This window comes from Ruania zhangjianzhongii, from assembly GCF_008000995.1.
Lineage (GTDB): Bacteria > Actinomycetota > Actinomycetes > Actinomycetales > Beutenbergiaceae > Ruania > Ruania zhangjianzhongii.
The window spans coordinates 643,118-665,971 of record NZ_CP042828.1 but is presented as its reverse complement, the minus strand read 5'-3'; the positions used below and the strand labels follow the sequence as shown (position 1 = coordinate 665,971).

Below are 22,854 nucleotides of genomic sequence, written 5' to 3'. Positions count from 1 at the left end.
TCGTGACCTCGAGGAACCAGGTCGACGGCCGGCTACGAGGCTGGCAATGGGGTTTCACGGCCCCGTTGCTCGCGGTACTCACGGCGACGACGTTGCTTCCGATCGCCTATGCGCTCGCTCTCGCGCTCGGTAGTTCGGACGCCAGCTTGGTACCGCAGAGCCCCTTCGGAACCGGGAACATCCAGGCGGTGCTGGAGAGGGGGGACGTGTGGGCGGCGCTGTGGTTGGCGATCGTGTTCCTGGTGGGGGCCCTCGCGTTGGAGCTTGGCCTCGGCGTGTTCACCGCACTGGTGCTCGACCAGTTCTTGCCGAACCGGAATGCGCTCCGTGTGGTGCTGCTGTGGCCGGCGGTGCTGCCGCCGATCGCCGTGGCGCTGGTGTTCAAGTACATCCTGCAGGGCGATATCGGGATGTTGTCGTACTACCTCGGCCTCGTCGGTATCCACCAGGAGTGGCTGACCCAGCCCAGCTCGGCGATGGCGGTGATCATCGGCATCGACGTCTGGCAGTACACCCCGTTCGTCATCCTGCTCACCCTGGCGGCGCTCAAGAGCGTCCCCGAAGAGGTGCTCGAAGCTGCCCAGCTCGACGGCGCAGGCTGGGTGCGCACCGCCTGGAGCCTGGTGATGCCCATCATCCGCCCAGCCGTGATCGCGATCGCACTCCTACGGTTCATCGACGCGATCCAGGTGTTTCCGACGATCTACGTCCTCACCCGCGGTGGACCTGGATCCAGTACACAGTTGCTCACCTACTACAACTTCCAGGTCTTCTTCGGGCAGTTGCAGTTCGGGCAGGGCGCGGCGATCGCAGTGTTCGTCGTCATCTTCACGCTGGTGTGCGTCACGGTCTTCACCCGCATCCAGCGGCGAGCAGAGAAGGCATGGGCATGACACGGACAAGCCGACCGCACATCGCCTCCCGGGCCGCGGCCTATGTTTACATCACGCTCGTGCTGGTGGCGTTCACGTTGCCCACGCTGTACGCGGTGCTGACGTCGCTCCAGCCGGCGAGTGTCAGCCTCAACCCCGTGCCGCAGTGGATCTTCACCCCGACACTCGACAACTTCGTCTCTCTGTTCGAAGACTCGTCCTTCCTGGGTCCGGTGCTGAACAGCCTCCAGTCGAGCGTCGGCTCAGCCGTACTGGCGCTGGTGATCTGCGCTCCAGCGGCGTACGCCCTCAGCCGCGCGCACGTGTCCTCCTCGGGCGTGCTGGGCATGTGGCTACTGGCCGCGCGGGCGTTGCCGGCGATCGGTCTGGCGATCCCGGCCTATGCGATCTTCACCCGCATCGGCCTCTCCGACACGATCGTGGCACTGCTGCTGGTCTACCTACCGTTCAACGTCGCGCTGGCGACGATCATGCTGAAGGTCTTCATCGACGGCATCCCGCGCGAACTGGACGAGGCAGCAGCCATCGACGGCGCCAGCCCGCTGCGCACCATGCTGCGGATCGTGCTGCCGGTCGCCCGCCCGGGCCTGGCGTCGGTCACGATCATGACGTTCCTGTTCGCCTGGAACAACTTCCTCTTCCCGCTGGTGCTGACCGGTTCGCGGTCGGCCACGATCCCGCTGGTGCTGCAGAAGTTCCTGGGCAGCTACACGTTGCAGTGGAACCAGGTGATGGCCGGAGTGGTGCTGCTGTCCTTGCCGCTCATCGTGCTCGGCGCGATCTTCGGCAAGTACATGGTCGGCGGTCTAGCGGCGGGAAGCGTCAAGTGAACCCACAACCCCTGCACCAGGAGGACCCACCAACGATGAGCGCCCGACCTCACATCCTCGTCATCTGCACCGACCAGCACCGGTTCGACGCTGTCGGTACCCACCCCGGCAGCGTCGCGATCACCCCGAACCTCCTCGAGCTGTCCCGGCGAGGAACGGTCTTCGAGCACTGCTACGCACCGAACCCGGTCTGCTCCCCCACCCGTGCGTCGATGCTCACCGGTGAGTACCCGAGTTCGCACGGGCTGTGGGCGAACGGAGTGACGCTTCCCGATTCCCGCAGCTTGGTCTCGCGCGAGCTCGCCGATGCCGGCTACCGGTGCGGCCTGGTCGGCAAGTTTCACCTCGGGGCGGCGTTCCAGGGCCGCACCGAGGAGCGGCTCGACGACGGCTTCGAGACCTACGAATGGGCGCACGACCCGTTCCACGGCTCCCCCGACAACGCCTACCACCAGTGGCTCCAAGAGCGGCACCCGGACCTGTGGGCGGAGGCGATGGGCGACGTCGTCACCCCCGAGCTGGAAAACTTCACGCACGCGAACACACTGTTCGACGAGATGCCGACGCAGGCGAGCTACACCACCTGGGTCACCGAGCGGACCAGCGCATTTCTCGAGGATGCAGACGACCGGCCGTTCTTCCTGCTCGCGAACTACTTCGCACCACACCATCCGTTCGCCGCCCCACCGGAGTATTTCGAGAAGTACCCACCGGGTTCGGTACCACCACCGGTCGGAGGGGTGGAGAACCTGGCCAGCAAGCCGGCGCGCCAGAGGGATGCCTCGGTAGCCAGCTACCGCGGTCACGGGCCGTCGTTCCAGGACTTCACTTCGGAGCAGATCGACGAGATCCGTCGGACCTACTACGCGATGATCAGCCAGGTCGACGATGGTATCGGGCAGCTACTCGACGTACTGCGCAGCCAGGGCCTGGAGCGAGACACGCTCGTCATATTTGTCAGCGACCACGGCGAAATGCTCGGCGATCACGCACTGCTGCTCAAGGGGCCGATGCTGTATGACCCGGCGGTGCGCGTCCCGCTCATCGTGTCGTGGCCCGAGCACGTCCCGGCCGGGCACCGCGTGAGGGACTTCGTCGGTGTCCATGACGTGGCGCGCACGATCCGCGCCGCTGCAGGACTGGAAGCCTACGAGCGCGACCAGGGGCTCGACCTCACCGCGGTGACGCGTGGCGAGCGGAACGGACGCCGGTATGCCTGGGCGGAGTATCGCGACTCCGGCTACCCCTACGATCCTCCAGCGATGACCACGATGTATCGCACGGAGGAAGCGAAGGTCGTCATCTGGCACGGTGACCCCGACGCCGGAGTGCCGCAGACCGGCGAGCTCTACGATCTCACTACCGACCCCGACGAACTCGTCAACCACTGGGACGATCCGGACTACCGGGATCTTCGCCTGCAGTTGTCTGCCGAGGCTCTCGACCTCGAGGTCCGGCACGAGGACCGGCATGCGCCGCGGGTGGCCCCTTGGTGATGCGCCTCTCGCCCAACCTGCGTTCGCCGGGCCACTAGGCGAGCAGCCGGAGTGCGGCGCGCAGCGCCACCGGCACATGCGAAGAGCGGGGAGTCGCAGCACGTGCGACTCCCCGCTCCTGTCGTGGCTCAGCCGAACGTGTCGCCGTGCTCAAGCAGGAACTCGTCGGACATTGACTGCAACTCCTCGTTGAGGGGTTCGAACAGTTCGGCCGGGTCGGCACCGTCGCCCCAGATTTCCTGCAACGTGCCGAACAGGGCACTACCGACCTGGGGCACCCAAGCGCGTAGCGGATCGCCGGCCCGTACGTACTGGAGTTGCTCCGCGGCCAGCCCAAACAGCGGACTCTCAGCCAATCGGTCCTGATAAACCTCCTCCTCCGCGGCGGCAGAGGAGGCCAGGATGTACCCCGTCTCCACGGACCACCGTGCCGCCTGCGGCGGTGCGGCGAGAAACTTCAGGAATTTCACCGCGGCCTCGCGCCGCTCCTCCGGCACTCCGGCAGGGATCGACAGACCGCCGCCGCCGGTCGGGACAGCGCGCTCCAGCTCACCGGGCATGAAGGCGGCACCGATCTCGAAGTCCACGAGGCCGAAGAGATTGCCCAATGCCGCCGTGGACATCGAGGCCGCGGCGACCAGGCCGTTCTGGAAGTCCGCGACGATGTTGGACGGAGTGGAGGCGGCGCCGTCGTCATGGATGAGAGCGCGGGTGTACTCGCCGGTAGCGATGGCTTCCGGGGTGGTGAGGGTCGGCGCGAAGCCATCAGCCACCGAAGCGCCGAAGTTCCAAAGCATGCCCCGGAACTGCCAGTCGGAGTCCTGCATGGAGACGCCGTACAGCTTTGCCTCCTCGCTCTCGCTCATGAAGGTGGGCGCCCACTCCCGCAGTTCGGACCAGGTCTCCGGTGCGCGGTCGGGCAGCCCGGCCGCTGCGAAGAGGTCCTTGTTGTAGTAGAAGAGCGGTGTGCTGCGGGCGAACGGCACCCAGTAAGTCGTTCCATCGACCTGACCTTCGGCGAGCAAACCCTCGTTGTAGTCCTCGAGCGCGAAGTCGTCGCCGTAATAGTCATCGAGAGGTGCGAGTGCACCGCTGAGGTACAGGCTGCGCCATCCGCCGCTGAGGACTGCGAGGTCCGGGACCTGCTGGGCCAGGATCGCCGCCGTGAGCTTCTTGAGATTGTCCCCGTAGCTGCCCTGGAACTGAACCTCGACGTAGATGTCTTCCTGGGACTCGTTGAACTGCGTGGCAAGCTCGTCCACCAGGGCACCCTTGGCCTCGCCGAAGGTGGACCACAGCACGATCCGCTGGCGGCCGGCGTACTCGGCAGGAGTATCGCCATCGGGCTGGCTGAAGCCTCCCGAGCCCTGGCCGCCGCCGGTGCCAATCCCATCCCCACAGGCGGTGAGCATCGCCGCGCCCATGCCGGTGCCGGTCAAGGCCAGGAACCTCCGTCGGTCAAGGCCTCGGTATCGATGATTCATGTCGTTACTCCTGTGCTGAGTGGTGGTGGCAGATCTGTGCGGGCTGGTCAGCCCTTGACGGCGCCGCTGACGAGGCCGGAGACGATGAAGCGTTGAGCGAGCAGGAAGATCACGAGCATCGGGAGTAGCACGAAGACGGTGCCGGCCATGATGAGGCCCCAGTCGGCCACGCCGCCCTCCTCAGCCTTGAGGAAGTACAAGCCGATGGGCAACGTGCGCATCGAGTCGGTGTTCGTGACGATCAGGGGCCAGATGAAGCTGTTCCACTCGTCGATGACAGCGAGGATCGCCACGGTCACCACGATCGGGCGAGAGATGGGCAGCACGATCTGGACCAGCCTGCGGAGGTGACTTGCGCCGTCGACCTGGGCCGCTTCGAGGAGCTCACGCGGAAGCGTGAGCATGTGCTGACGGAGCAGGAAGGTGCCGAACACCGACCCGATGCCGGGCACGATGAGGCCGAGGTAGGTGTTCACCCAACCGAGACCGCTGACGGTCAGGTAGTTCACGATGATCGAGACGTTGCCCGGGATCATGATCGCCGAGAGCAGGACGACGAAGAGCACGTTCTTGGCAGGGAACCGCAGGTACACGAACGCGTAGGCCGTAGTGCACGCGAGCACGGTCTTGGCCACCGTGCCGACCGTCGTCATGAGCGCGGAGTTGAGCAGGAACTGGCCGAACGGCGCCGCCTGCCACGCCCGCACGAAGTTGCCAGGGTCCAGGCTCGATGGCAGCCACACCGGAGGCCACTGGTAGATCTCGGTGTTGTCCTTGAAGGCGGAGGTGAAGAGCCAGTACAGAGGCACCAGGAAGACCAGTGCCACCACGATGAGCAACCCGTAGTGCAGTACCGACGTGGCGATGTGACGTCCGCTGACTTGGCTCGAACGACGGGTACCGCTGGGGGCCTGGATGATGGGTGCGTTCACTGGTAGTGCACCTTTCGCTCCACGAAGCGGCGCTGGATCGCGAAGATCCCGAGCAGCGTGATGAACAGAACCATGGCGCCGGCGGCGGCGCGGCCCACCTGGAAGGACTCGAAGGCAGCTTCGTAGATGAACCAGCTGAGCACCGTGGTGGCGTCGCCCGGGCCACCGCCGGTCATCACGGCGATGATGTCGAAGGCCTTGGTGGCCCCGATCGTCTCCACCGTGACCAGGAAGAACGTCGTGGGCGAGAGGAGCGGGATGGTGAGTGCGCGGTGGCGGCGCCACGCTCCGGCGCCATCGATCTCCGCGGCCTCGTACAATTCCGTGGGCAAGCCCTGCAGCGCGGAGAGGTAGACGATCGCGTTGAAGCCGATGCCCTTCCAGATGTGGACGATGGTGATGGCGATCAGCGCGGTGCTGGACTGCGCTACCCAGTTCGGCGACGTCATCCCGAGCAGGTCGAACAGTATGCGGGCCAGGCCGAAGTTCGGGTCGAAGATGAACAGCCAGATCATGGCGACAGCGGCCCCGCTGAGCACGTGCGGCGCAAACGTCACGGTTCGGACGATGTTGCGGCCGACGAGGCGCTGGTTGAGCAGGAGAGCGACGGCGAGCCCGATGGTCACGCTCGCCGCGACCACCGCCCCGGTGAAGATGATGGTGGTCTTGATCACCGAGAGGAACGCAGGTGAGGTGAGGATCCACCGATAGTTCTCGAGGCCCACGAAGATAGGCCACGGTGAGATGAAGTCCCAGCGCGTGAACGAGAGCACCGCGTTGACCAGCAGCGGCCAGATACCGAACACGGCGATCACGAGGACGTTCGGCACCGCGAACGCGGCGAACAGCCAGTACTCGCGGCGCCGCGCGCGCCGCTTGCCGGCGTTGCGCTCACGGAGGTCGATGGGCTGGCTCGCGGCACTGGGACCAGCATCCGTGGCCGCCTTGGCCGCATCGGGCTCGCCCACCTGGCGTACTGTCACCGGACCTCCTCGTGTCGGTAGACATCCTCCGAGGAGAGAGTATCGCGTCACAATGTGACTTTCAAACGTTTGGGAGTGAATTTCTGGTGAACCTGTGGTGCAATGCGGTAGCGGTGGAACGTCATAGGGCCGCACGATGGAGTAGCGAGCAGGCTGTGAGAGGAGTGCCCAAGTGAGCGACAGTGAACCGGATGCGCCGCAGTCACCCGAGGAACGACGCGACCGGGTGATGCAGATCGTGCTGGAACGCGGCACGATCTCGGCGCGCGAGATCGCCGATGTGTTCGGGGTCAGCGTCATGACGGCGCATCGCGACCTGGACGCGTTGGCACGCACCGGCGTGGTGCGGAGGTTCCATGGCGGCGTGAGTGCACAGCCGGGCGCCTCGTTCGGGGCGAACATCACCTTCCGAGAGCGATCACGACTAACCGAGAAGGCGGAGATCGCCGCGCTCGCCGCGACGTTCGTCGAACCTGGTATGTCCGTACTGATCGAAGACTCGACCACCGCATTCGCTGTTGCCGAGGCGCTGGTCGGGATCGCGCCTCTGACCGTGATCACGAACTTTCCTCGCGTGGTGGAGGTGTTCGCGGATCTCGACGAGATCGAGTTGCTCGTACTCGGCGGTACCTACTCCAGGAGCCACGATGCCTACCTCGGCCTGGCGTGCATCGACGCGCTGGAGTCGGTGCACGCGGACATCCACTTCAGCTCGACGTCGGGCATCACCGCCAACCGCGCGTACCAGCCCGACCCCACCGTTGTGCTGCTGATGCGCGCGATGGTCGCCGCGGCAGAGCGGTCCGTGCTAGTTCTCGACCACACCAAGATCGGCCGCACAGCCGTTCACTCGGTCGGGCCGCTGACGATGTTCGACGACGTCATCACCGACTCCGGCGCCGACCCCGAGAAGGTCCGGGCACTGCGCGAGCAGCACCCGAATGTGCAGCTGAGTGGGGAGAACCGCTAGCCAGTGAAGGTGTAGGTCGCGACCACGGGCATGTGGTCCGAGGCCACCTTGCCGCGGTGGAAGAACTCGACGGCCTCCGCCGTACGGGCCGCCAGTGCGCCGCGGGCGAAGATGACGTCGATACCCTTGGCCGCGCCGGCGATCGGCGACTCGGGACTCCAGACTCCTTCGAGACTGACCGATGCGGGAACCGGGTGGGTGGGCGGCATGTGACGTCCCAGCGCGGTGAAGCAGTCTCGGTACCCGGCGAGGCCGAATTCGAGCTGGGCGGGGGCGACGTCGTTGATATCGGCCGTGAAGATCACCGTGCCGTCGGGCGAGAGCCGCTCCAGTTCAGCGATCGCCGCGCGCGCCTGCGGCACCCGGCGGTTCCGCAGATCGGCGAGTTCAGCGGGATTGCGCTGGAAGGTGAGGTGAGAGGTCGAGAAGAGCAGCTCCTGAGACGGAACGCCCCTGGGCCGCAACCGTGCCCAGAAGAGCGCGCCGTGCTTGACGAGAATGCCGATGTCCTCGTGGCCGTGCTCGATCAGCTCGAACATCTCCCGGCGCCACCAGATATTGCTCCTGGTGGACCAGCCGGGGAAGTCGTCGTGGACGCGGTCGTGGTCAGGAAGAGCCTCATCGAGGAGAGCCTGGAGGCGAGGGGTGAGCTCCTGCGTGCCGAGGATGTCCGGCGGTCGGATGGCGAACAGCGCTCGGAGGGCGTCCACTCGTTCCTCGATGAAGTGATCGCCCCAGAGGTTGTAGGTCATGGTCGTGAAACTGACCGTCCCGAGTGCATCATCAGGCAACGTCATCGACGAGAACTCCTTCTCGGGTGGTGGCGATCAGACGGACGTCGTGATCGACGAGCGTTGCAGAGGTGCAGGAGGCATCGACCAGGTCCATCCGGATGTGGCTGAGCGCGCAGTTGGCGGGTTCGACTATCCAGCGGCGTCCCATCGGCGGGAGCCCGAGTGCGGCGGCCGCCGCCACCCGGAGCGGGCCGCCATGTGCGAAAACGAGGACCGGTGCTGGGGCCGCGATCTCCGCCTGTTCAGCGATCGATTCGGCCGCGATATCGGTGAGGGCGCCCCAGATCCGAGCCCTCAGCTCCGCGAAAGTCTCTCCGCCGCCACGTGCCAGGTCCTCGCCGCGATCAAGGGCCGCCATCTGCTCGGGGTGAATCTCCCGGACCTGCTCGCGACTCATCCCAGCCCAGGTGCCGACGTCGATCTCGCGTAGACGGCGGTCGTACCGTGCACTGCGCCCGGTGGCGGCGAGATAGGGGGCCGCGGTCTCCCGCACGCGCTGCAAGTCGCTGGCGACGACGGTGTGCACCTTCGGGAAGGACTCGGTGAGGGCGGCCGCGAGACGGCCAGCCTGTCGATGGCCGAGAGCACTCAGACCCGCGCACTCATGACCCTGAAATCGCGACTCGGCGTTCCACTGCGACTGCGCATGGCGGATTAGGACAATGTCGACCGATCCATCCATCACATAAACTCCTGATATTGTCCCATCGCGGTACGTTATCAGACCGCGAGAGGAGCGTGACAGGTGTGCGCAGCGGCACGGCGCGGGCAGGCACCACCCGGCGTCTGAAAGTTGGCCCGGGCGACGACGCTGCAGGAGAACGGCGGCTCGGTGGACCTCTCGGGCCTGGAGCCGCGCATGGAGCGCTGTCGCGGCCGTGGCTAAACGTCGCGACCTGAGGGCGTGACCACGCGCTGGTTCAGCGTCGGGCCAGGAACGCCAACCTGCGGGAGAACACCACGAGCGTGGCGCCCATCAGCGCCAGCGCGGCGGCCAGGCCGACCGGGCCGGCTGGGTCGTCGGCCCCGGTCGCGGCGAGCGCGGGCGGGCTCGACGCCGGGGGGCCCGCGTTCGGCGGCGGCTCATTCGGAGGCGGGGTCGACGCCGGTGGATCGTTCGGCGGGGGCGCCGTCGAGCAGGTCGGCGTGCCCGGCGGGTAGGCGACCGTCACCGGCTCCGTGGTCGGGTTCACGGTCACGGCGATCTCCACGTCCGGGCGCGCCCAGGCGTAGGGGTTGTCGGGGTTCTCGAACCAGTTGCCGCTGGCATCCTGGTCCCAGCCGGGCCAGTCGATTCCGGCCCCGTCAGGGCCGACCACCGCACCCGGCCAGAGCACCTCACCCGTACCGACCGGAACTGTCACGGTCTCGGAGCCGCCGTCACCGACGAAGGTGATCTCCGCCGTCGCCCCGGGTGCGTTGGTCTGGATGTCATACCCGAGATACGGAGCGTCCGCCTCACAGACCGGGGTGACGGACCCGGAGATCACGTACATCTGCACTTCGGCGTCGTTCGTGTCGGTGACCGGGTCGCCGCTCTCCGGGTAGCCGGTCACGGTCGCGGTGTTCACCAGGTCGGTCGTGATCGTGGACTCGTAGGAGTAGACCAACTCGTCACCTGGCGCGAATGGCACCGTGTCGTCGCCGGAAACGAGGGTCATGTCCTCGTGGGTGATACCCAGGTCCGGGTCGTCCAACTTGACCGGGCTGAGCGGCACCTCACCGGTGTTGGTGACCTTGAAGCAGTAGGTCACCGCCGTATTGACCTCGCCAGCCACGAGTTCGTCGGTGCCCTCAACCCCGGGACAGGTGGCGCCAGCGCCATCGAGCACCGTCTTCTCCAGTGCGATGTCCGGCGACATCGGCAGCGGCTCGACCGCTGCGTCGTTGGTATCGGTGACCGGTTCGCCCTCATCGACCGGGTAGCCGGTCACCGTGGCGGTGTTCACCAGCTCCGAGGTGATCGTGGAGTCGTAGGAGTAGACGAGCTCGCCGCCCGGCTCCAAGTTCACGGTGTTGTCGCCAGAAACGAGGGTCATGTCGTCGTGCGTGATGGCCAAATCCGGGTCGTCCAGGTCCACCGGGTTGAGCGGCACCTCACCGGTGTTGGTGATCTTGAAGCAGTAGGTCACCGGGTCGCCGACTTCGCCGGTGACGAGTTCGTCGGTGCCCTCGACGCCGGGGCAGGCGGCGCCGGCGCCATCAAGAACCGTCTTCTCCAGCGCGATGTCCGGAACCGGCGGTACGAACGCCGGCAGGATCAGCAGGCCGGCGCCGCTCCAGGCGCCCGACTCCGGCAGCCCCGCGTGGCCGCCGTTGTCCCGAGGAGACTCGAGCTGGAACGCAGCCCAGGTGGAACCCGCCGGAATCTCCATGTCGAACTTCACGAGCGCCTGCTCCGGACCCACATTCCCGGGGGTGAAAGACACCACCGGCGCCTCGATCGCCGCTTCCGGGCAGGGCTGGTTCGGCGGCGTGAACGGATTCACGATGCCCTCGACCCCGTTCAACGCATCGTTCGCGACGCCGTCGTCGTCAACGAGATCGTCAGTGGCCGCGGGAGCCGTTCCGGTCCCGCTGGCGACCCAGATCGAAGAGACTCGGCAGTCGGTGGCTTCGTCGTCGGAGCCGGCCATCGAGGTGGAGAACGAGGCCGTGTAATCCTCGGCCAGCGGGTAGCCCCAGTCGTACACGATCAGTTCGGTCGTCGGCGACGACGTGGAGTTGCCGCCGAAGTAGAAGTCGGCGCCGGCCTTCCAGATCACCGTGGCGACGTCCTCGCACGGTGAACTGTCGTAAACGGCGGTGATCGTAGCGCCACCCCAGCGGTTCTCTCCTCCGTCGATGCCATCGACCGGTGGAGTCACGTTCACCGTGTAGTTCCCGGCAACGCCGCCGGAGAAGAGGTCGGTGATGTCCGCGACGTAGCCGTAAGCAACGGCCTCCGGACTACCGGGCAGGGCAGTCGCGTCCGTCGACTCTGTGCCGAGGTACGAGTCGGAGAGGGCACCGCCCGGTCCGTCCACCTCGACGCCGATCGTGGGGTCAAGCGGTGCAGGCTGCCAGATCCCGGCCCACTCGATGATGACCTGGACGACCGGCCCCTCGAGATCAAGGCTGAGCGTCTGCACGTCGGTGGCGTCCTCCATCGCGACGGCACCGACATCGTAGGCGAGGCAACCGTCCGGCGGCGGCGTCAGGTCGGAGACCTCAGCATTCGCAGAAGTCGGCCGCATGAGCAGCAGCGCCAGCGCCGCAATGGCGAGGAGGATTGCGGCGCGGACGGCCCTGGTGGGCGCGTTCGCGCGGGGTACCGCTGAAGTCAATGACACGGGCAGTCCCTCGGAAGTCGGCAGTGACCCCTGGAGAGTAGCGGCATCCCGCGGGCCGATGGGCGCTTTTGAACAACCGTTACCGCATCGTTGCCCGATCGGGCAACGATGTCACCGCAGGCTCAGCAACCCCATGGCCTCAGGAATGCCCTCTTCAGGCTGCCAGCAGTAGCGGAGATTCACTGCCGCGTTCGCCACCGCCGAGCCAGAAGTGCGGCAACGGCGGCCGCGGGCTGCACGGGATCGATCCACAGAGCGCGGAGATCTGGCCCCACCCGCCAGTGCGGCCACGCAGTTCCAGGCTGCCGGGCTGTGTGGTGGGAGTGCGAGCGAGCCCACCGCCGCCTGGGGACGCCCGCGATGCGGGCGATTGTCACGCCGCCAAGACCGTCTCACGCCTCCAATCCGCATGAGATAGCGCTCATGAAGCCGTGTCGACGAACTGCAAAGAAGTCGCATGTTCGAGATAGAACCCTTCCTAGTTACTAATTTGAATTAGATTCTTGACATAGACGAGTCACATCTGAACAGTGCTGTCTCGAAGGCTGAACGGGATTTCAGTTGGCGGCGAAACAATGGAGGCGCATAGATGGGCACGGTCGGATCGATGAGAACTACTCGACGGCGGTTCCTCGGTTACTCGGGCGCGGGCGCGGCAGCGGTTCTGTTAGGGATCGGCGCAGTACCGGACGCGGAGGCATCGGCTGGCGTACGCGGGTACCCGTTCACGCTGGGGATTGCCTCAGGTGACCCGCTCGCAGACAGCGTGGTGCTGTGGACCCGGCTCGCGCTGGACCCGTTGGCACCGGACGGACGGGGCGGCATGCCGAACAGGAAGATTCCCGTGCAGTACCAGGTAGCCGAGGATGAGCGCTTCCGACGCGTGGTGCGCGCCGGCGTGGCGTTCGCGACACCCGAACTCGGGCACTCCGTGCACCCCGAGGTCGGCGGTCTACGCCCTGACCGGGAGTACTGGTACCGATTCCGGGTGGGCAGGGAGGTCTCGCCCGTCGGTCGCACCCGAACCGCGCCCGCTCCGGGAACGATGCCGGCGTCACTCCGATTCGCGACCGCCTCGTGCCAGAGCTACGAAGCTGGGTTCTACACGAGCCTGCAGCACATGGCCGAGGAAGACCTCGACCTCGTGGTACACCTCGGCGACTACATCTACGAGGAGTCCTACGTCCCCGAGCCGATCCTGCACGACGGCACCCCGATGCCCGACTACCTGCGGACCGAGTGCTTCGATCTCGACCGCTACCGGCTGCAGTACGGCCTGTACAAGTCCGATCCACATCTGCAGGCGGCTCACGCGATGTGCCCCTGGCTGACGACGTTCGACGATCATGAGGTCGAGAACAACTGGCTCGGACCGCGGTCCGAGCACGATGACGAGCCGGATCAGGATCCTGCCGTGTTCGCGCAGCGCAAGGCCGACGCATTTCAGGCGATGTACGAGAACCAGCCGCTGCGCCACACGCAGATGCCTGCCGGCCCGGGCATCCGCATCCACCGACGCATCGGCTATGGCACGCTCGCGGACTTCACGATGCTCGACTCACGCCAGTATCGGTCCGAACGCGGTCGGGACGACGCTTCAGCCACCATGCTCGGCGGTGCACAACGCGACTGGTTGGTCGAGGGCTTCTCCTCCTCCGAGGCGAGGTGGCAGATCATCGGAAACCAGCAGCCCATGGCCCAGATCGATCGCGACCCAGACCCCGACGCCATCACCTACGGCGCAGCCTGGGACAACTACAACGTCGAGCGCGAGCACGTGCTCACCGAGGCACGCGAGCGCGGCGTCGAGAATATCGTCGTGGTCACGGGCGACCGCCACAACAACTACTTCATGCACCTGAAGGCGGATTACGAAGATCCAGACTCGCCCGTGCTGGGTACGGAGATCGTCGGCACGTCCCTCGCGAGCGGCCGAGATGGTGCGGACATGCTCCCGATCGGCGAAACCTACCTTGCCGAGAACCCGCACATGTTGTTCTGCAACTTCCAGCGCGGCTACAACGTCGTCACGCTGACGCCGGAGACGATGAGGTCCGACTACCGCGTCGTGCCGTACATCTCGGAGCCCGGCGCGCCAATCCACACGCGTGCCAGCTTCGTTGTCGAGAACGGCGTCCCTGGAGGCGTTCCCGACTGAGCCTGCCGCACTGACAGCGCACTGACGCCCCACTGCTGGCCAACCGTCGCCGAGTCACACTCCCGCGGCCAGCTCCTTCGTCGTGAGCCGCTCGGCTCCTCCTGAATCCCGCCGCCTGTCAGGTGCCGAATATTGAAGAGCCCCGCCCGAAACCCATGGGCGGGGCTCTTCAATATTTGGCGGAGACGGTGGTGTCTGGTTTCAGGACATCGTGAACGCATGTCTCGCGTCATCGTGAACGCGGCGGTGACCGGCGCTGGGATGTCTCACGACATCGTGAACGGTGGCCAAGTACGAAGTCCTGATCAAAGCCGTGACCATCCAGAACCTCACCTACGGGCAGGTCGCCGACCGCTACGGGGTCTCCAAGACCCTCGTGCACAAGCTCCACCACCGATGGCTGACCGAAGGCGAAGACGCCTACCACCCCCGAAAGATCAGGTTGCGCCACTGAAGGACGACATGCTCCACCTCGGCATCGCCCCGCGCCCACGCCCGCACCGAAATCATCGCCCTGATCCACACCGACCACGCCACCGTCATCGACGCCACCACCGGGCAGATCCTCACCGATCACACCCTCAACCCCACCCACACCGACCAACCAAAAAACGGCTGAACCCCCCACAACCGGGGGTTCAGCCGTTCACGATGTCCCGAGACATCACAATGGCGGAGACGGTGGGAGTCTCCCTCACAACGCTCTGACCTGCATATTCATGGATACGGTGAGGAGCGTGTCAGCCCTGTGACAGTCCTCGCTATACAGCACCTGGCCTTCGAACTAGTTGTGGCGTTGGCGCACCGGGACCTTATCAACGGCGAGTTCGGGTACCAGCGACGAGGCCCGCCTGCGCCTCAACCACCACCCCGACATCACAGCCTCGCGAGCCACCGTGCACGGGAGCCTCACCCCGACGCATTGTCATTCCAGATCAGATTCCGATCAGGCGGAGCCCCATGCGATAGCGCTGCGCCGGTAGTTGATCGCATGGCGTGACTAGTGCGTCACTTGCACCGGCGTCGGTGTGGCTCGCGAGATCCCAATGCATGCGTGGGAGCATCGATACCAGCCCGGCGGAGCCCCTAGCCGGAATGCTACGTGGTGGAGTGTGATGGTCGGGTTCGTAGATCGCGGCATCGCCGCACGACGCATTCGTTCGGATCGGAAGCGACCCGCGCCGGAGACCACGAGTGCCGGTCGGCCGAGCGCTGGTGAGTCCCCAGCCGATCGAACCACCATCCAGTTTGTTCGGAGTCCGCAAACTCTGGCGATCGGCAACGTTCCCGTGCTTGCCGCAGTGGTGCAGTGGTGCAGTGGTGCAGACATGACGCTACGGAGAGTGGCGACCGCTCCAGCAAGGACTTTCTCGCGATGACCGCACCCGACCTGCTCCGGCCAAGTCGGGATGGCGACCAGTTCCACTACACATGGGCCGCTCGCCAGTCCTTGCGGCTACTCGACGAGCGATCCGGGCTTCACACGCTCATCGTCGAGGGAGTAGATCCCAGTGAGCAGGCGGCGAATCCCGAACCGAGCTCATCCCCCGACGCGTCGACGACCGACGGTGACTGGAGGCCGCAGGCTCAACCGGCGGCCTGGACGGCCCACCAGTCAACTGGCGATGAGGTTATCGACCTCTCTGAGTACTGGGGTTCCAGCGACATCGACCAGGCAAACCGGGTGGTCTACCGTCAGTTCAAGCACTCGACCCGGCACGCCGACACACCCTGGACACTTTCGTTCCTTTCCAAGACGCTGATCGGCTTCGCCCGTAAGTACCGAGCACTGAAAGCCAACCATCCGGCCGCGTTGGAGCGGACTCGGTTCGAGTTCATTAGCAACCGCGCCCCGGCCCCTTCAGCCCTACGTGGTCTCCGCGACCTCAGCGCGGGCACCCTCTCCACGGGCACCAGGCCGATCAGGTCTGCCCTCGAGAAAATCCTCGACGCGGCCGAGATCACCGATCTGTGCAAGCGGACCGTTGTCGACGAGCGCGCGCCGTCCCTGCTCAAACTTCGCAACCTGCTCGACCTGGAAGTCGCCGACCTGCTACCTGGAGCCCCGGCCGAACAGGCGCTCCTGCTGAGGGAAATGATTTCCAGCCGCGCGACCTCGATCGCCGGGAGTGACCCGACCGTTCGCCGCGAAGACGTACTAGCAGCATTGAGGACGTCCGAAGATCAACTGCTCCCGGCGCCCAACCTTATTGACCCCCCGCGGCGTCCGATCACCCGGCACCACTTCACCGAGATCGCTCTAATGGTCAAGCAAGCGCCGGGAGTGCCGACTCTCGTGCACGGGCCGGGCGGGGTGGGCAAGAGCGTCCTCGCTGAGGCCCTCGCAGACCACCTACCGCACGGTTCTGTCACCATCGTCTTCGATTGCTTCGGCAACGGTTCGTACCGACGCCCCAGCGCGCCCCGCCATCGCCCAAAGCAGGGATTCGTACAGCTCGTGAACGAGCTCGCTGGACGGAGGTTGTGCGATCCCATCATCCCCTCCGCCACCGCTGACGAGGCCGACTATGCACGCGCGTTCCTGGGCCGGCTAAGCAAGGCCTCAGCAAATCTCTCGGTCACTGACCCGGATGCGCTGCTGACGATCGTTGTCGACGCCGCGGACAATGCCGCGATGATCGCTGAGGAGATGGGCGAGCGCTCCTTCGCTCAGGGCTTGGTGCGTGAGCGGCTCCCGCCGAACGTCCGGCTTCTGGTCACCAGTCGTTCGGGGCGGATCTCGCTATTGGGACTGCCTAGCGGCTACCAGGACGTCGCGCTCCGGGGATTCGACCTCGACGAGACCCGTGACCACCTGAGGACGGTCTACGCATCAGTCTCCGATGCAGACGCTTCCGAGTTCCATGCACGGACCAGCCGGAATCCGCGTGTGCAGGCGACGGTCCTTGACGCCACCGACAGCTTGCATGAAGCGCTGACATGGTTGGCGCCGAACCCGGTCTCGGCCGGCGACGCACTCGATTCGCTGATCGAACGTCAGGTCGCAGACCTTCGGGACCGTCAGCATGGGGCGGGTGCCGAGATCGATGCCATCTGTGTTGGGCTTGCGGCCCTGCGACCGATGATCCCGGTGCGCGTGCTGGCCGAGTTGGCCGGCGTGCATGTATCGGTCGTCTTGAGCTTCGTCTCCGACCTAGGCCGCCCCTTGCTGGTTGACGGCGGCTCAGTGCAGTTCCGCGACGAACCCACCGAGACGTGGTTTCGCGACCGGTACCGCCCCAAAGGACTGGAACTGGAGGCACTAATCACGCGCCTGGCTCCCATTGCGGATCAAGATGCCTACGTGGCAGCCTCGCTACCTGCGCTGCTCTTCGAAGCAAATCGGTTTAGCGATCTCGTGAGGCTTGCGCTCTCCGATGATCGCCTGCCCGGCACTGCGCTCCCCGCTGCCAAACGGAACGAGATTCAGCGCCGGGAGATCGCGCAACAGCGGACTCACTTTGCGCTCACCGCAGCATTGCGGGCCGACAGGGACTTCGAGGCTGCGCAACTCGCCCTCAGACTCGGGGCGCTGACCGCCGGGCGTACACGGCGCCTAGACCTAATCCGGGATCACACCGACTTGGCTGCCCGCTTCCTGGATCCGAGCGTCCTCGAGCAACTCGTTGCCACGCGAAGCATCACCGCTGGTTGGCCCAATTCGAATCTGCCGATTGAGGGCGCCCTTCTCTCAGGAGCCGACGGGCAGACAGCCCAGGCACGAAATCGACTGCGGAGCGCGGTCTCCTGGATGCATGCCTGGGTCCGTCAGTCAAGACGAGACGACGCCGCGTCCGGCGTCGGCGAGCTCGACATACTCCAGGTCGCCTGGGGCTTACTCAACACCGACGGTCCCACCGCGTGTGTGAGCTTCCTGCGCAGCTGGCGACCCCGCACCCTCGCGTTCGACGTCGGGGTAGTGATTGTCCGTCGGCTCCTCGACGCGGGGCGCCTTGCGGACCTAGACGATCTGGCACGCCTTGCTAAGGGGCGTTACCTCAAGCTGGCGGTTGCTCATGTGTGTGCCGAGCGCAACGTCGAACTCGGCACAGATATCATCGAGCGTCTTCTCCGTCCTGTCATTCGGCGGAAGAGGCCGATTCGTCCGACCCGCCACGACGACTTCCGGCCAACAGTCGGAGACCCGGTCCACGGTGGCCTCACCGCCGTCAACTGGTTAATCAGCCGCGCCATCGCCGAGGCGATTATCACACCATCCCGGGCCACCCAGCTGTTGCGTCGGTATCTGCCGGAGAATCTAGGCCACCGAACCGGCGGACGGTACGACCGGGACGTGTGGCAACTCATCTTGGGGTTCACACTTCTCGCTCGCCTAGAGGGCCGCACGTTGGATCCCCTAGAGATCCAGGGCGCGCGGATCCGCGACGCCCGCGAACGCGAGAACTTCGAGTCCTCCCGCGAGCTGCGAGAGTACCGAGAGAACATCGAACCCCTTGTCTCCTGGGCTGCGGCGTGGCTCGATCTCGACCTCGGCACGTCCGCTGAGCGCACCGCCACCTTCGGAGCACGCGCATCGGGGTTCTTGCAGGCCGCTCCACTGGAATGGGGACGCGAACGGATCGACCACACAAGGGTCAACGTCGTACTGCGGATCATCGGCCGCGCGATCGCCCGGCATCCCGAGATCGTCGACCATTCGGCACTTATTGCATATGAACGCACCCACGGCGAAGTGATCAACCGGCGCACCCTTACATATCTCACCCAACAGGCCGCCACGCAACCAAGTCTTCACGCACTGTCCTCGCAGATCGCCGCGGACTGTCACCGGCATCTGTCAAATGCAAGGGAAGATGCCGGAGACCTCGCCGCCGACTTCGTGCAACTCGCGCGCGCCACCCAACGGACTTCGAGCGATGAAGCTGCGGTCCACTTTCGGGCAGCGCTGGAGATCACCAACGCCATCGGCGACGATGCTTGGACCCGATGGTCGGCGCTGTTGGCGATTGCCAACAGCGCCGGTGCGAACAGCGGGTACCAGCCAGGCCGCGCCTACCGGTTGGGTCAGATCGCTGAGAGTATCGAGCACTATCTGGGCGACGACGTCTACCATGCCGACATTCTCACGGCGGCGGCGCGCCTGTCGCTCCCGGAGGCACTCGCCATAGGGTCACGCTGGCGAGACCGCCGGATCAGCCCAATCGGCGACCTCGCGGACGCGATCGTAACGACCCCGTCGATCTTATTGAACGCTGACCCACTTGCAACTCTCATCCTACTTCCGCTGGGCCGGCGTTACCCGGACCAAAGCGCCTTGGGCACGTCGTTGGCGAGTACGTCGAGCGAACCATTCCCGGCAGTGCTCGCCTACCTTCGGTTTCGACGCGCACACCCTCCCACCGCAAACGGGCTCGAGGAACTGCTGACCGCCTCGGGAATCACGCGAGAAACTCTGGAGCGGGTCGACCCGTCGCTGCTGTGGACCAGTGAGCCTAGGAGGGCCGGGGACCACTCCAGCAGATGGTCCGATCGTCCAGATCGAGCGACTTTCGACGACCTCGACCTCACCACTATAGAAGGATGGGCGAAAGGACTAGAACGAGGTCGACAAGTCCACGCCCCAGAAGACATCTTCGCCTACGTTGTCCGTAGTCGCGGCGCCACGCCGGACATCCTGCGCGCATTCGCGGCGTGTCCCACAGTCAGCTTCTGGGACCTCAGGCGACTGTTGGAGTCACTGCTCAGCCAGCCTCTATCCATGGCATCGCAAGCAGTGCTCGACGAGGTGCTCGTTGCTGGATTACGACGATTCGCGCCCAACTTTCTGCTCGTCACCTGGCGGACGCTGGATCTCGACCATGCCCACGCCACGACCGGAACGGACACGGACTACGAGCACGTCGCCAGTAGGGCGTTGGCCGATCGGCAGGCATTCACAGCCGAAGAGGCCTACGCGCTGGCAACCAACCTCGCCCGACGCCTCGAATCCGACGATGCCCTTGAGATCTTCGATGCCGCCGCTGCACTCTTCGACGAGATCGCGCCCGAGGATGCGCTTGACGGGCTGCGGCCACACGGGTCAACTGTCGGCTGGGATCCGAACGCCGCGACTGCCTCGGTCATCTGGACCGCCCTGGGCGACCCTGCGGGGCAAGCCCGATGGCGGGCGGCACACTGCGTGCACCTCGCACTCGTTCTTGGCCACACCGGCATCGCGTCGCACTTGCTGGAACTCGCGCTTGGACGGACCGATCCCGGACCGTTCCTCGACGCTCGGCTTGAGTTCTATGAACGGCATGCCCGCCAGTGGCTTCTGTTCGGCATCAGTCGAGCCGCTGCGGAGCCGTCAGGGCTCCCGACGGCAGCGCTGTTCCTCGAGTTCCTGGTACAGACCCTCAATGGCAGCCCGCACGCGGTCAATACTCAGACCGCGCGAGACATCCTGCTCCGCCTTCAGGCCGGTGGCTTCCTCACGCTGGATCCTAGAGAGAAAGCACGGATCGAGGGAGCATGCAGACCGATTGGGACCGTTCGCCGTGACTGGGGGAGCGAACTTGACGAGCTCAGTTCGCTCGCTCAGCTCACCACCCCACAAGATGCAGGGATTGCCCACGCCAGTGGCAAGGACGAACCCCTTTTGGGTGCATGTACTGGGGCAGGACCAGCCAGCGGCGAAGCGAACACCAGCGAGGAGCGCGAGCGGTTCCATTTCTTCTTCGACTTCCGCCAGTACTGGTGCAAGCCGCTTGGCGAGGCGTTCGCTCTTACGGAAGGCTCTGTCGAGCGCCTCGTTTCGGAGGTGCTGATCGATCGATGGGCAGTTGCATCCCGTGGTCGCGCCGAGGACGACCCGCGGCACAAGCTCGATCTGTATCCGAGTAGCGGCTACTCCCACAAGAGCGAGTGGCCCGGGGAGGAGGACCTTGACTTCTACCTTGCAGTTCAGGCGCTCTACGAGGTCGCTGGCATGCTCCTGGCGCATCGCCCTGTCGTGTTCCGATCCGACGATGACGCGGATGCAGGGGACTCCGAATACGGTCGCTTTCTGGAGCGGCACATCCCCAGCCGGGCTGATGGACGGTGGCTGTCCGATCGACAGGATTCGGAGCCGGCCAGGGCCATCATCGAGGAGCACGATCGTTCCGGCCCAGAGACGTCCGGCCAGGATCCGTATTGGATCTATCAGATCAACTCAGCCCGGTTCAACGAGGAACTGCGCCCCTCGCCGGATCAGGTCGTCGTGTGGGAATCTCGATACTCTCAATACTACTCTCGAAGCGAGCGGGTCAGCGTTCATTCAGCCCTGGTCAACCCGAGCACGGCGACCGCCCTGATCCGAGCGCTCCAGACGGCACCCGACAAACACGCCTTCCGGATACCGGACGCTGACGACGAGGAGTACAGCTCCGCCGTCCCTGGGTTCGAACTCACAGGTTGGATCAACTCTCCCGTCTACACCTCCGGACGCGACTGCCAAGATCCGTACGCGGGGTCGATGGAGTTCCCACCGATCCAGTTTGCTGAACCGATCCCGCGGCTAGGGTCGGTCACGGCCGACACCGACTACCGCATTTGGAGCACTGGCACGAGGGTTGTAGCGACCTCCACACAGTGGAGCAACTACACGGATGCGAGGCAGACGGTCGGCTCGGCCGGCCACAGCCTCACGGTCGACCTCTCGTGGCTAACTGCCACCCTTCGCACCCTCGACAGATGGCTCATCGTGGAAGTCGAGGTGCAGCGCCGGTCGGAAGACAGTTCGCCGCTCCGCGGTTGGCGAGACGATGGGGACGACGAGGACGACCGAATGCGCTTCTTGCAGCCCTACACCAAGTACTTCCTCTTCGACACCGCGGGAGACGCTCATGAGTTCTGACAACGACCCGGTACTTCAGCTCGGACGGGACCTCGCGGACGCACTCGACCGCAGTGACGTTGTCGGCCGCTGGATGTCACATCACCTGGCGGATCTCATATCGCAGTGCGAAGCGGACCCGAACGATGCCGAACTGGCCACGACCACCCGGAATGTGGTTCTGATGCTATGGGAACGAAAGCGGGGTGCAGTCTTCGACAGCGAGCCGTACGCATACCTGCGGCCGATCCTCCGGGCCATCGCTCGGCTAGATCCAGACCCGGAGCCCTGGGCGTTCTACCGCGCGTTCACCGACGACTCACCCCCGACGGAGGCATTGACGACATACCCATTGCTGCGGGCCATGAGCGATATCGACCGCGAAGTTGGCCAGCTCATTCGGTTCGGCGTGGCTGTCGCAGCCCGCGAAGCCTCCGCCCGCGAAGACGCGTGGGTTATCTCTGCGCTAGCAACGGCCCAAACCGAAGAGGACCGGGCGGTCCAGGCGCTCCAGCGCCTCGAGCGCCGCCTCCGGCTTCAGGCCGAGCCCGTTCCACGTACCAACTTGGCCATCTCGCACCTTGATGGTGTCGAAGAACCTGAGGAATCGTCCAGTAGCGGTCCCCCGCACCCAGCCGCAAGCGAGCCGAGCGCCGACGGTGCCAACGACCTGGCAGATGCCGATGCGTTCGCGTCTAGCGATGTGCTTCTCCTTGAACTGCAAGCCGCGGTTAACCGATGTCGGCGTGTCTTCGACCTGGTCGCAGACTTGGTCGGCGAGGCGCCCGGGGCCGTCATGGAGGAGTCCACCGGCCAGACCGCAGAGTGACCGTTCAGTTCCATGAGACTGCGCCAATTGGTGCGAGTTGAGTCCCTGGCGATGCGTAGATGCGCCTTGGACGGCTGTTCGCCGTCGTCGTCGAACGCCTCGTGACTGCCGCAGATCTGATGCATTGCGTCAAACGCACTCGGAGACGATGTCATCAACGCCCTTGCAGCGGCCTAGATCGTCAGGCCATGGACCCGAGAACCGCCCCGTGGACACCGCCTGCCGTCCCGACCGGCAGCACTGTCTATCACTATGCATCCGCCACAGGACTGGTTGGGATTATGAACGACCGGGCGATGTGGGCCAGCGCGACAACGAGCCTCAACGACCTGTCGGA

General features: G+C 65.3%; 14 protein-coding genes. 8 read left to right on the top strand and 6 right to left on the bottom strand.

The features are described from left to right. Positions 1-2: 2 nt before the first annotated feature. The 3 genes from FU260_RS03100 to FU260_RS03090 are packed head-to-tail and all read left to right on the top strand — an operon-like array spanning position 3 to position 3,219. Positions 3-893, top strand: coding sequence for a carbohydrate ABC transporter permease (locus FU260_RS03100; protein ID WP_168211625.1), 891 nt, complete (start codon positions 3-5; stop codon positions 891-893). Further along, on the top strand, positions 890-1,723 hold the full coding sequence (locus FU260_RS03095; RefSeq protein WP_168211624.1) for a carbohydrate ABC transporter permease: 834 nt from the start codon (positions 890-892) through the stop codon (positions 1,721-1,723). Before FU260_RS03100 ends, FU260_RS03095 begins: the two co-directional genes overlap by 4 nt. Positions 1,724-1,758: 35 nt before the next feature. Further along, complete coding sequence (locus tag FU260_RS03090; protein WP_147915728.1) at positions 1,759-3,219, top strand: sulfatase family protein; 1,461 nt, start codon at positions 1,759-1,761, stop codon at positions 3,217-3,219. Between the two features lie 128 nt (positions 3,220-3,347). Here the strand turns inward: FU260_RS03090 and FU260_RS03085 are convergent, their stop codons facing one another. From FU260_RS03085 to FU260_RS03075, 3 genes are all read right to left on the bottom strand, one after another. After that, positions 3,348-4,658, bottom strand: a complete 1,311-nt coding sequence (locus FU260_RS03085) for an ABC transporter substrate-binding protein (RefSeq protein WP_168211623.1) — start codon at positions 4,656-4,658, stop codon at positions 3,348-3,350. Positions 4,659-4,750: 92 nt separating this feature from the next. Further along, a complete protein-coding gene (locus tag FU260_RS03080) occupies positions 4,751-5,635 on the bottom strand; it encodes a carbohydrate ABC transporter permease (RefSeq protein ID WP_210418191.1) in 885 nt (294 codons plus the stop codon). Further along, positions 5,632-6,618 carry a carbohydrate ABC transporter permease gene (locus FU260_RS03075; RefSeq protein ID WP_210418190.1) on the bottom strand — a complete coding sequence of 329 codons (987 nt, stop codon included), beginning with the start codon at positions 6,616-6,618 and terminating at the stop codon, positions 5,632-5,634. Before FU260_RS03075 ends, FU260_RS03080 begins: the two co-directional genes overlap by 4 nt. A gap of 172 nt (positions 6,619-6,790) precedes the next feature. Between FU260_RS03075 and FU260_RS03070 the strand changes: the two genes are divergently transcribed. Beyond that, positions 6,791-7,588, top strand: coding sequence for a DeoR/GlpR family DNA-binding transcription regulator (locus FU260_RS03070; RefSeq protein ID WP_210418189.1), 798 nt, complete (start codon positions 6,791-6,793; stop codon positions 7,586-7,588). Here the strand turns inward: FU260_RS03070 and FU260_RS03065 are convergent. The 3 genes from FU260_RS03065 to FU260_RS03055 all read right to left on the bottom strand — a co-directional run bounded on the left by FU260_RS03065 (position 7,585) and on the right by FU260_RS03055 (position 11,714). Next, positions 7,585-8,385 carry an endonuclease/exonuclease/phosphatase family protein gene (locus FU260_RS03065; RefSeq protein WP_147915724.1) on the bottom strand — a complete coding sequence of 267 codons (801 nt, stop codon included), beginning with the start codon at positions 8,383-8,385 and terminating at the stop codon, positions 7,585-7,587. The two genes, FU260_RS03070 and FU260_RS03065, sit on opposite strands and share 4 nt — an antisense overlap. After that, positions 8,372-9,064, bottom strand: coding sequence for a histidine phosphatase family protein (locus tag FU260_RS03060; RefSeq protein ID WP_147915723.1), 693 nt, complete (start codon positions 9,062-9,064; stop codon positions 8,372-8,374). The genes FU260_RS03065 and FU260_RS03060 overlap by 14 nt, the downstream gene beginning before the upstream one ends. A gap of 238 nt (positions 9,065-9,302) precedes the next feature. Beyond that, positions 9,303-11,714: a DUF7507 domain-containing protein gene (locus FU260_RS03055; RefSeq protein WP_147915722.1), complete on the bottom strand. Its 2,412-nt coding sequence runs from the start codon at positions 11,712-11,714 to the stop codon at positions 9,303-9,305. 607 nt (positions 11,715-12,321) lie between these two features. Here FU260_RS03055 and FU260_RS03050 point away from each other — a divergent pair. The 4 genes from FU260_RS03050 to FU260_RS03040 all read left to right on the top strand — a co-directional run bounded on the left by FU260_RS03050 (position 12,322) and on the right by FU260_RS03040 (position 22,517). Continuing rightward, entirely contained in the window at positions 12,322-13,872 is a 1,551-nt protein-coding gene (locus tag FU260_RS03050; protein WP_187368398.1) for an alkaline phosphatase D family protein, read from the top strand. Between the two features lie 283 nt (positions 13,873-14,155). After that, positions 14,156-14,326: a helix-turn-helix domain-containing protein gene (locus FU260_RS23460; protein WP_168211622.1), complete on the top strand. Its 171-nt coding sequence runs from the start codon at positions 14,156-14,158 to the stop codon at positions 14,324-14,326. A 921-nt stretch (positions 14,327-15,247) separates the two neighbouring features. Continuing rightward, positions 15,248-21,709 carry an ATP-binding protein gene (locus FU260_RS03045; RefSeq protein WP_147915720.1) on the top strand — a complete coding sequence of 2,154 codons (6,462 nt, stop codon included), beginning with the start codon at positions 15,248-15,250 and terminating at the stop codon, positions 21,707-21,709. Continuing rightward, positions 21,699-22,517, top strand: a complete 819-nt coding sequence (locus tag FU260_RS03040; RefSeq protein WP_147915719.1) for a hypothetical protein — start codon at positions 21,699-21,701, stop codon at positions 22,515-22,517. Before FU260_RS03045 ends, FU260_RS03040 begins: the two co-directional genes overlap by 11 nt. Positions 22,518-22,854 lie beyond the last annotated feature (337 nt).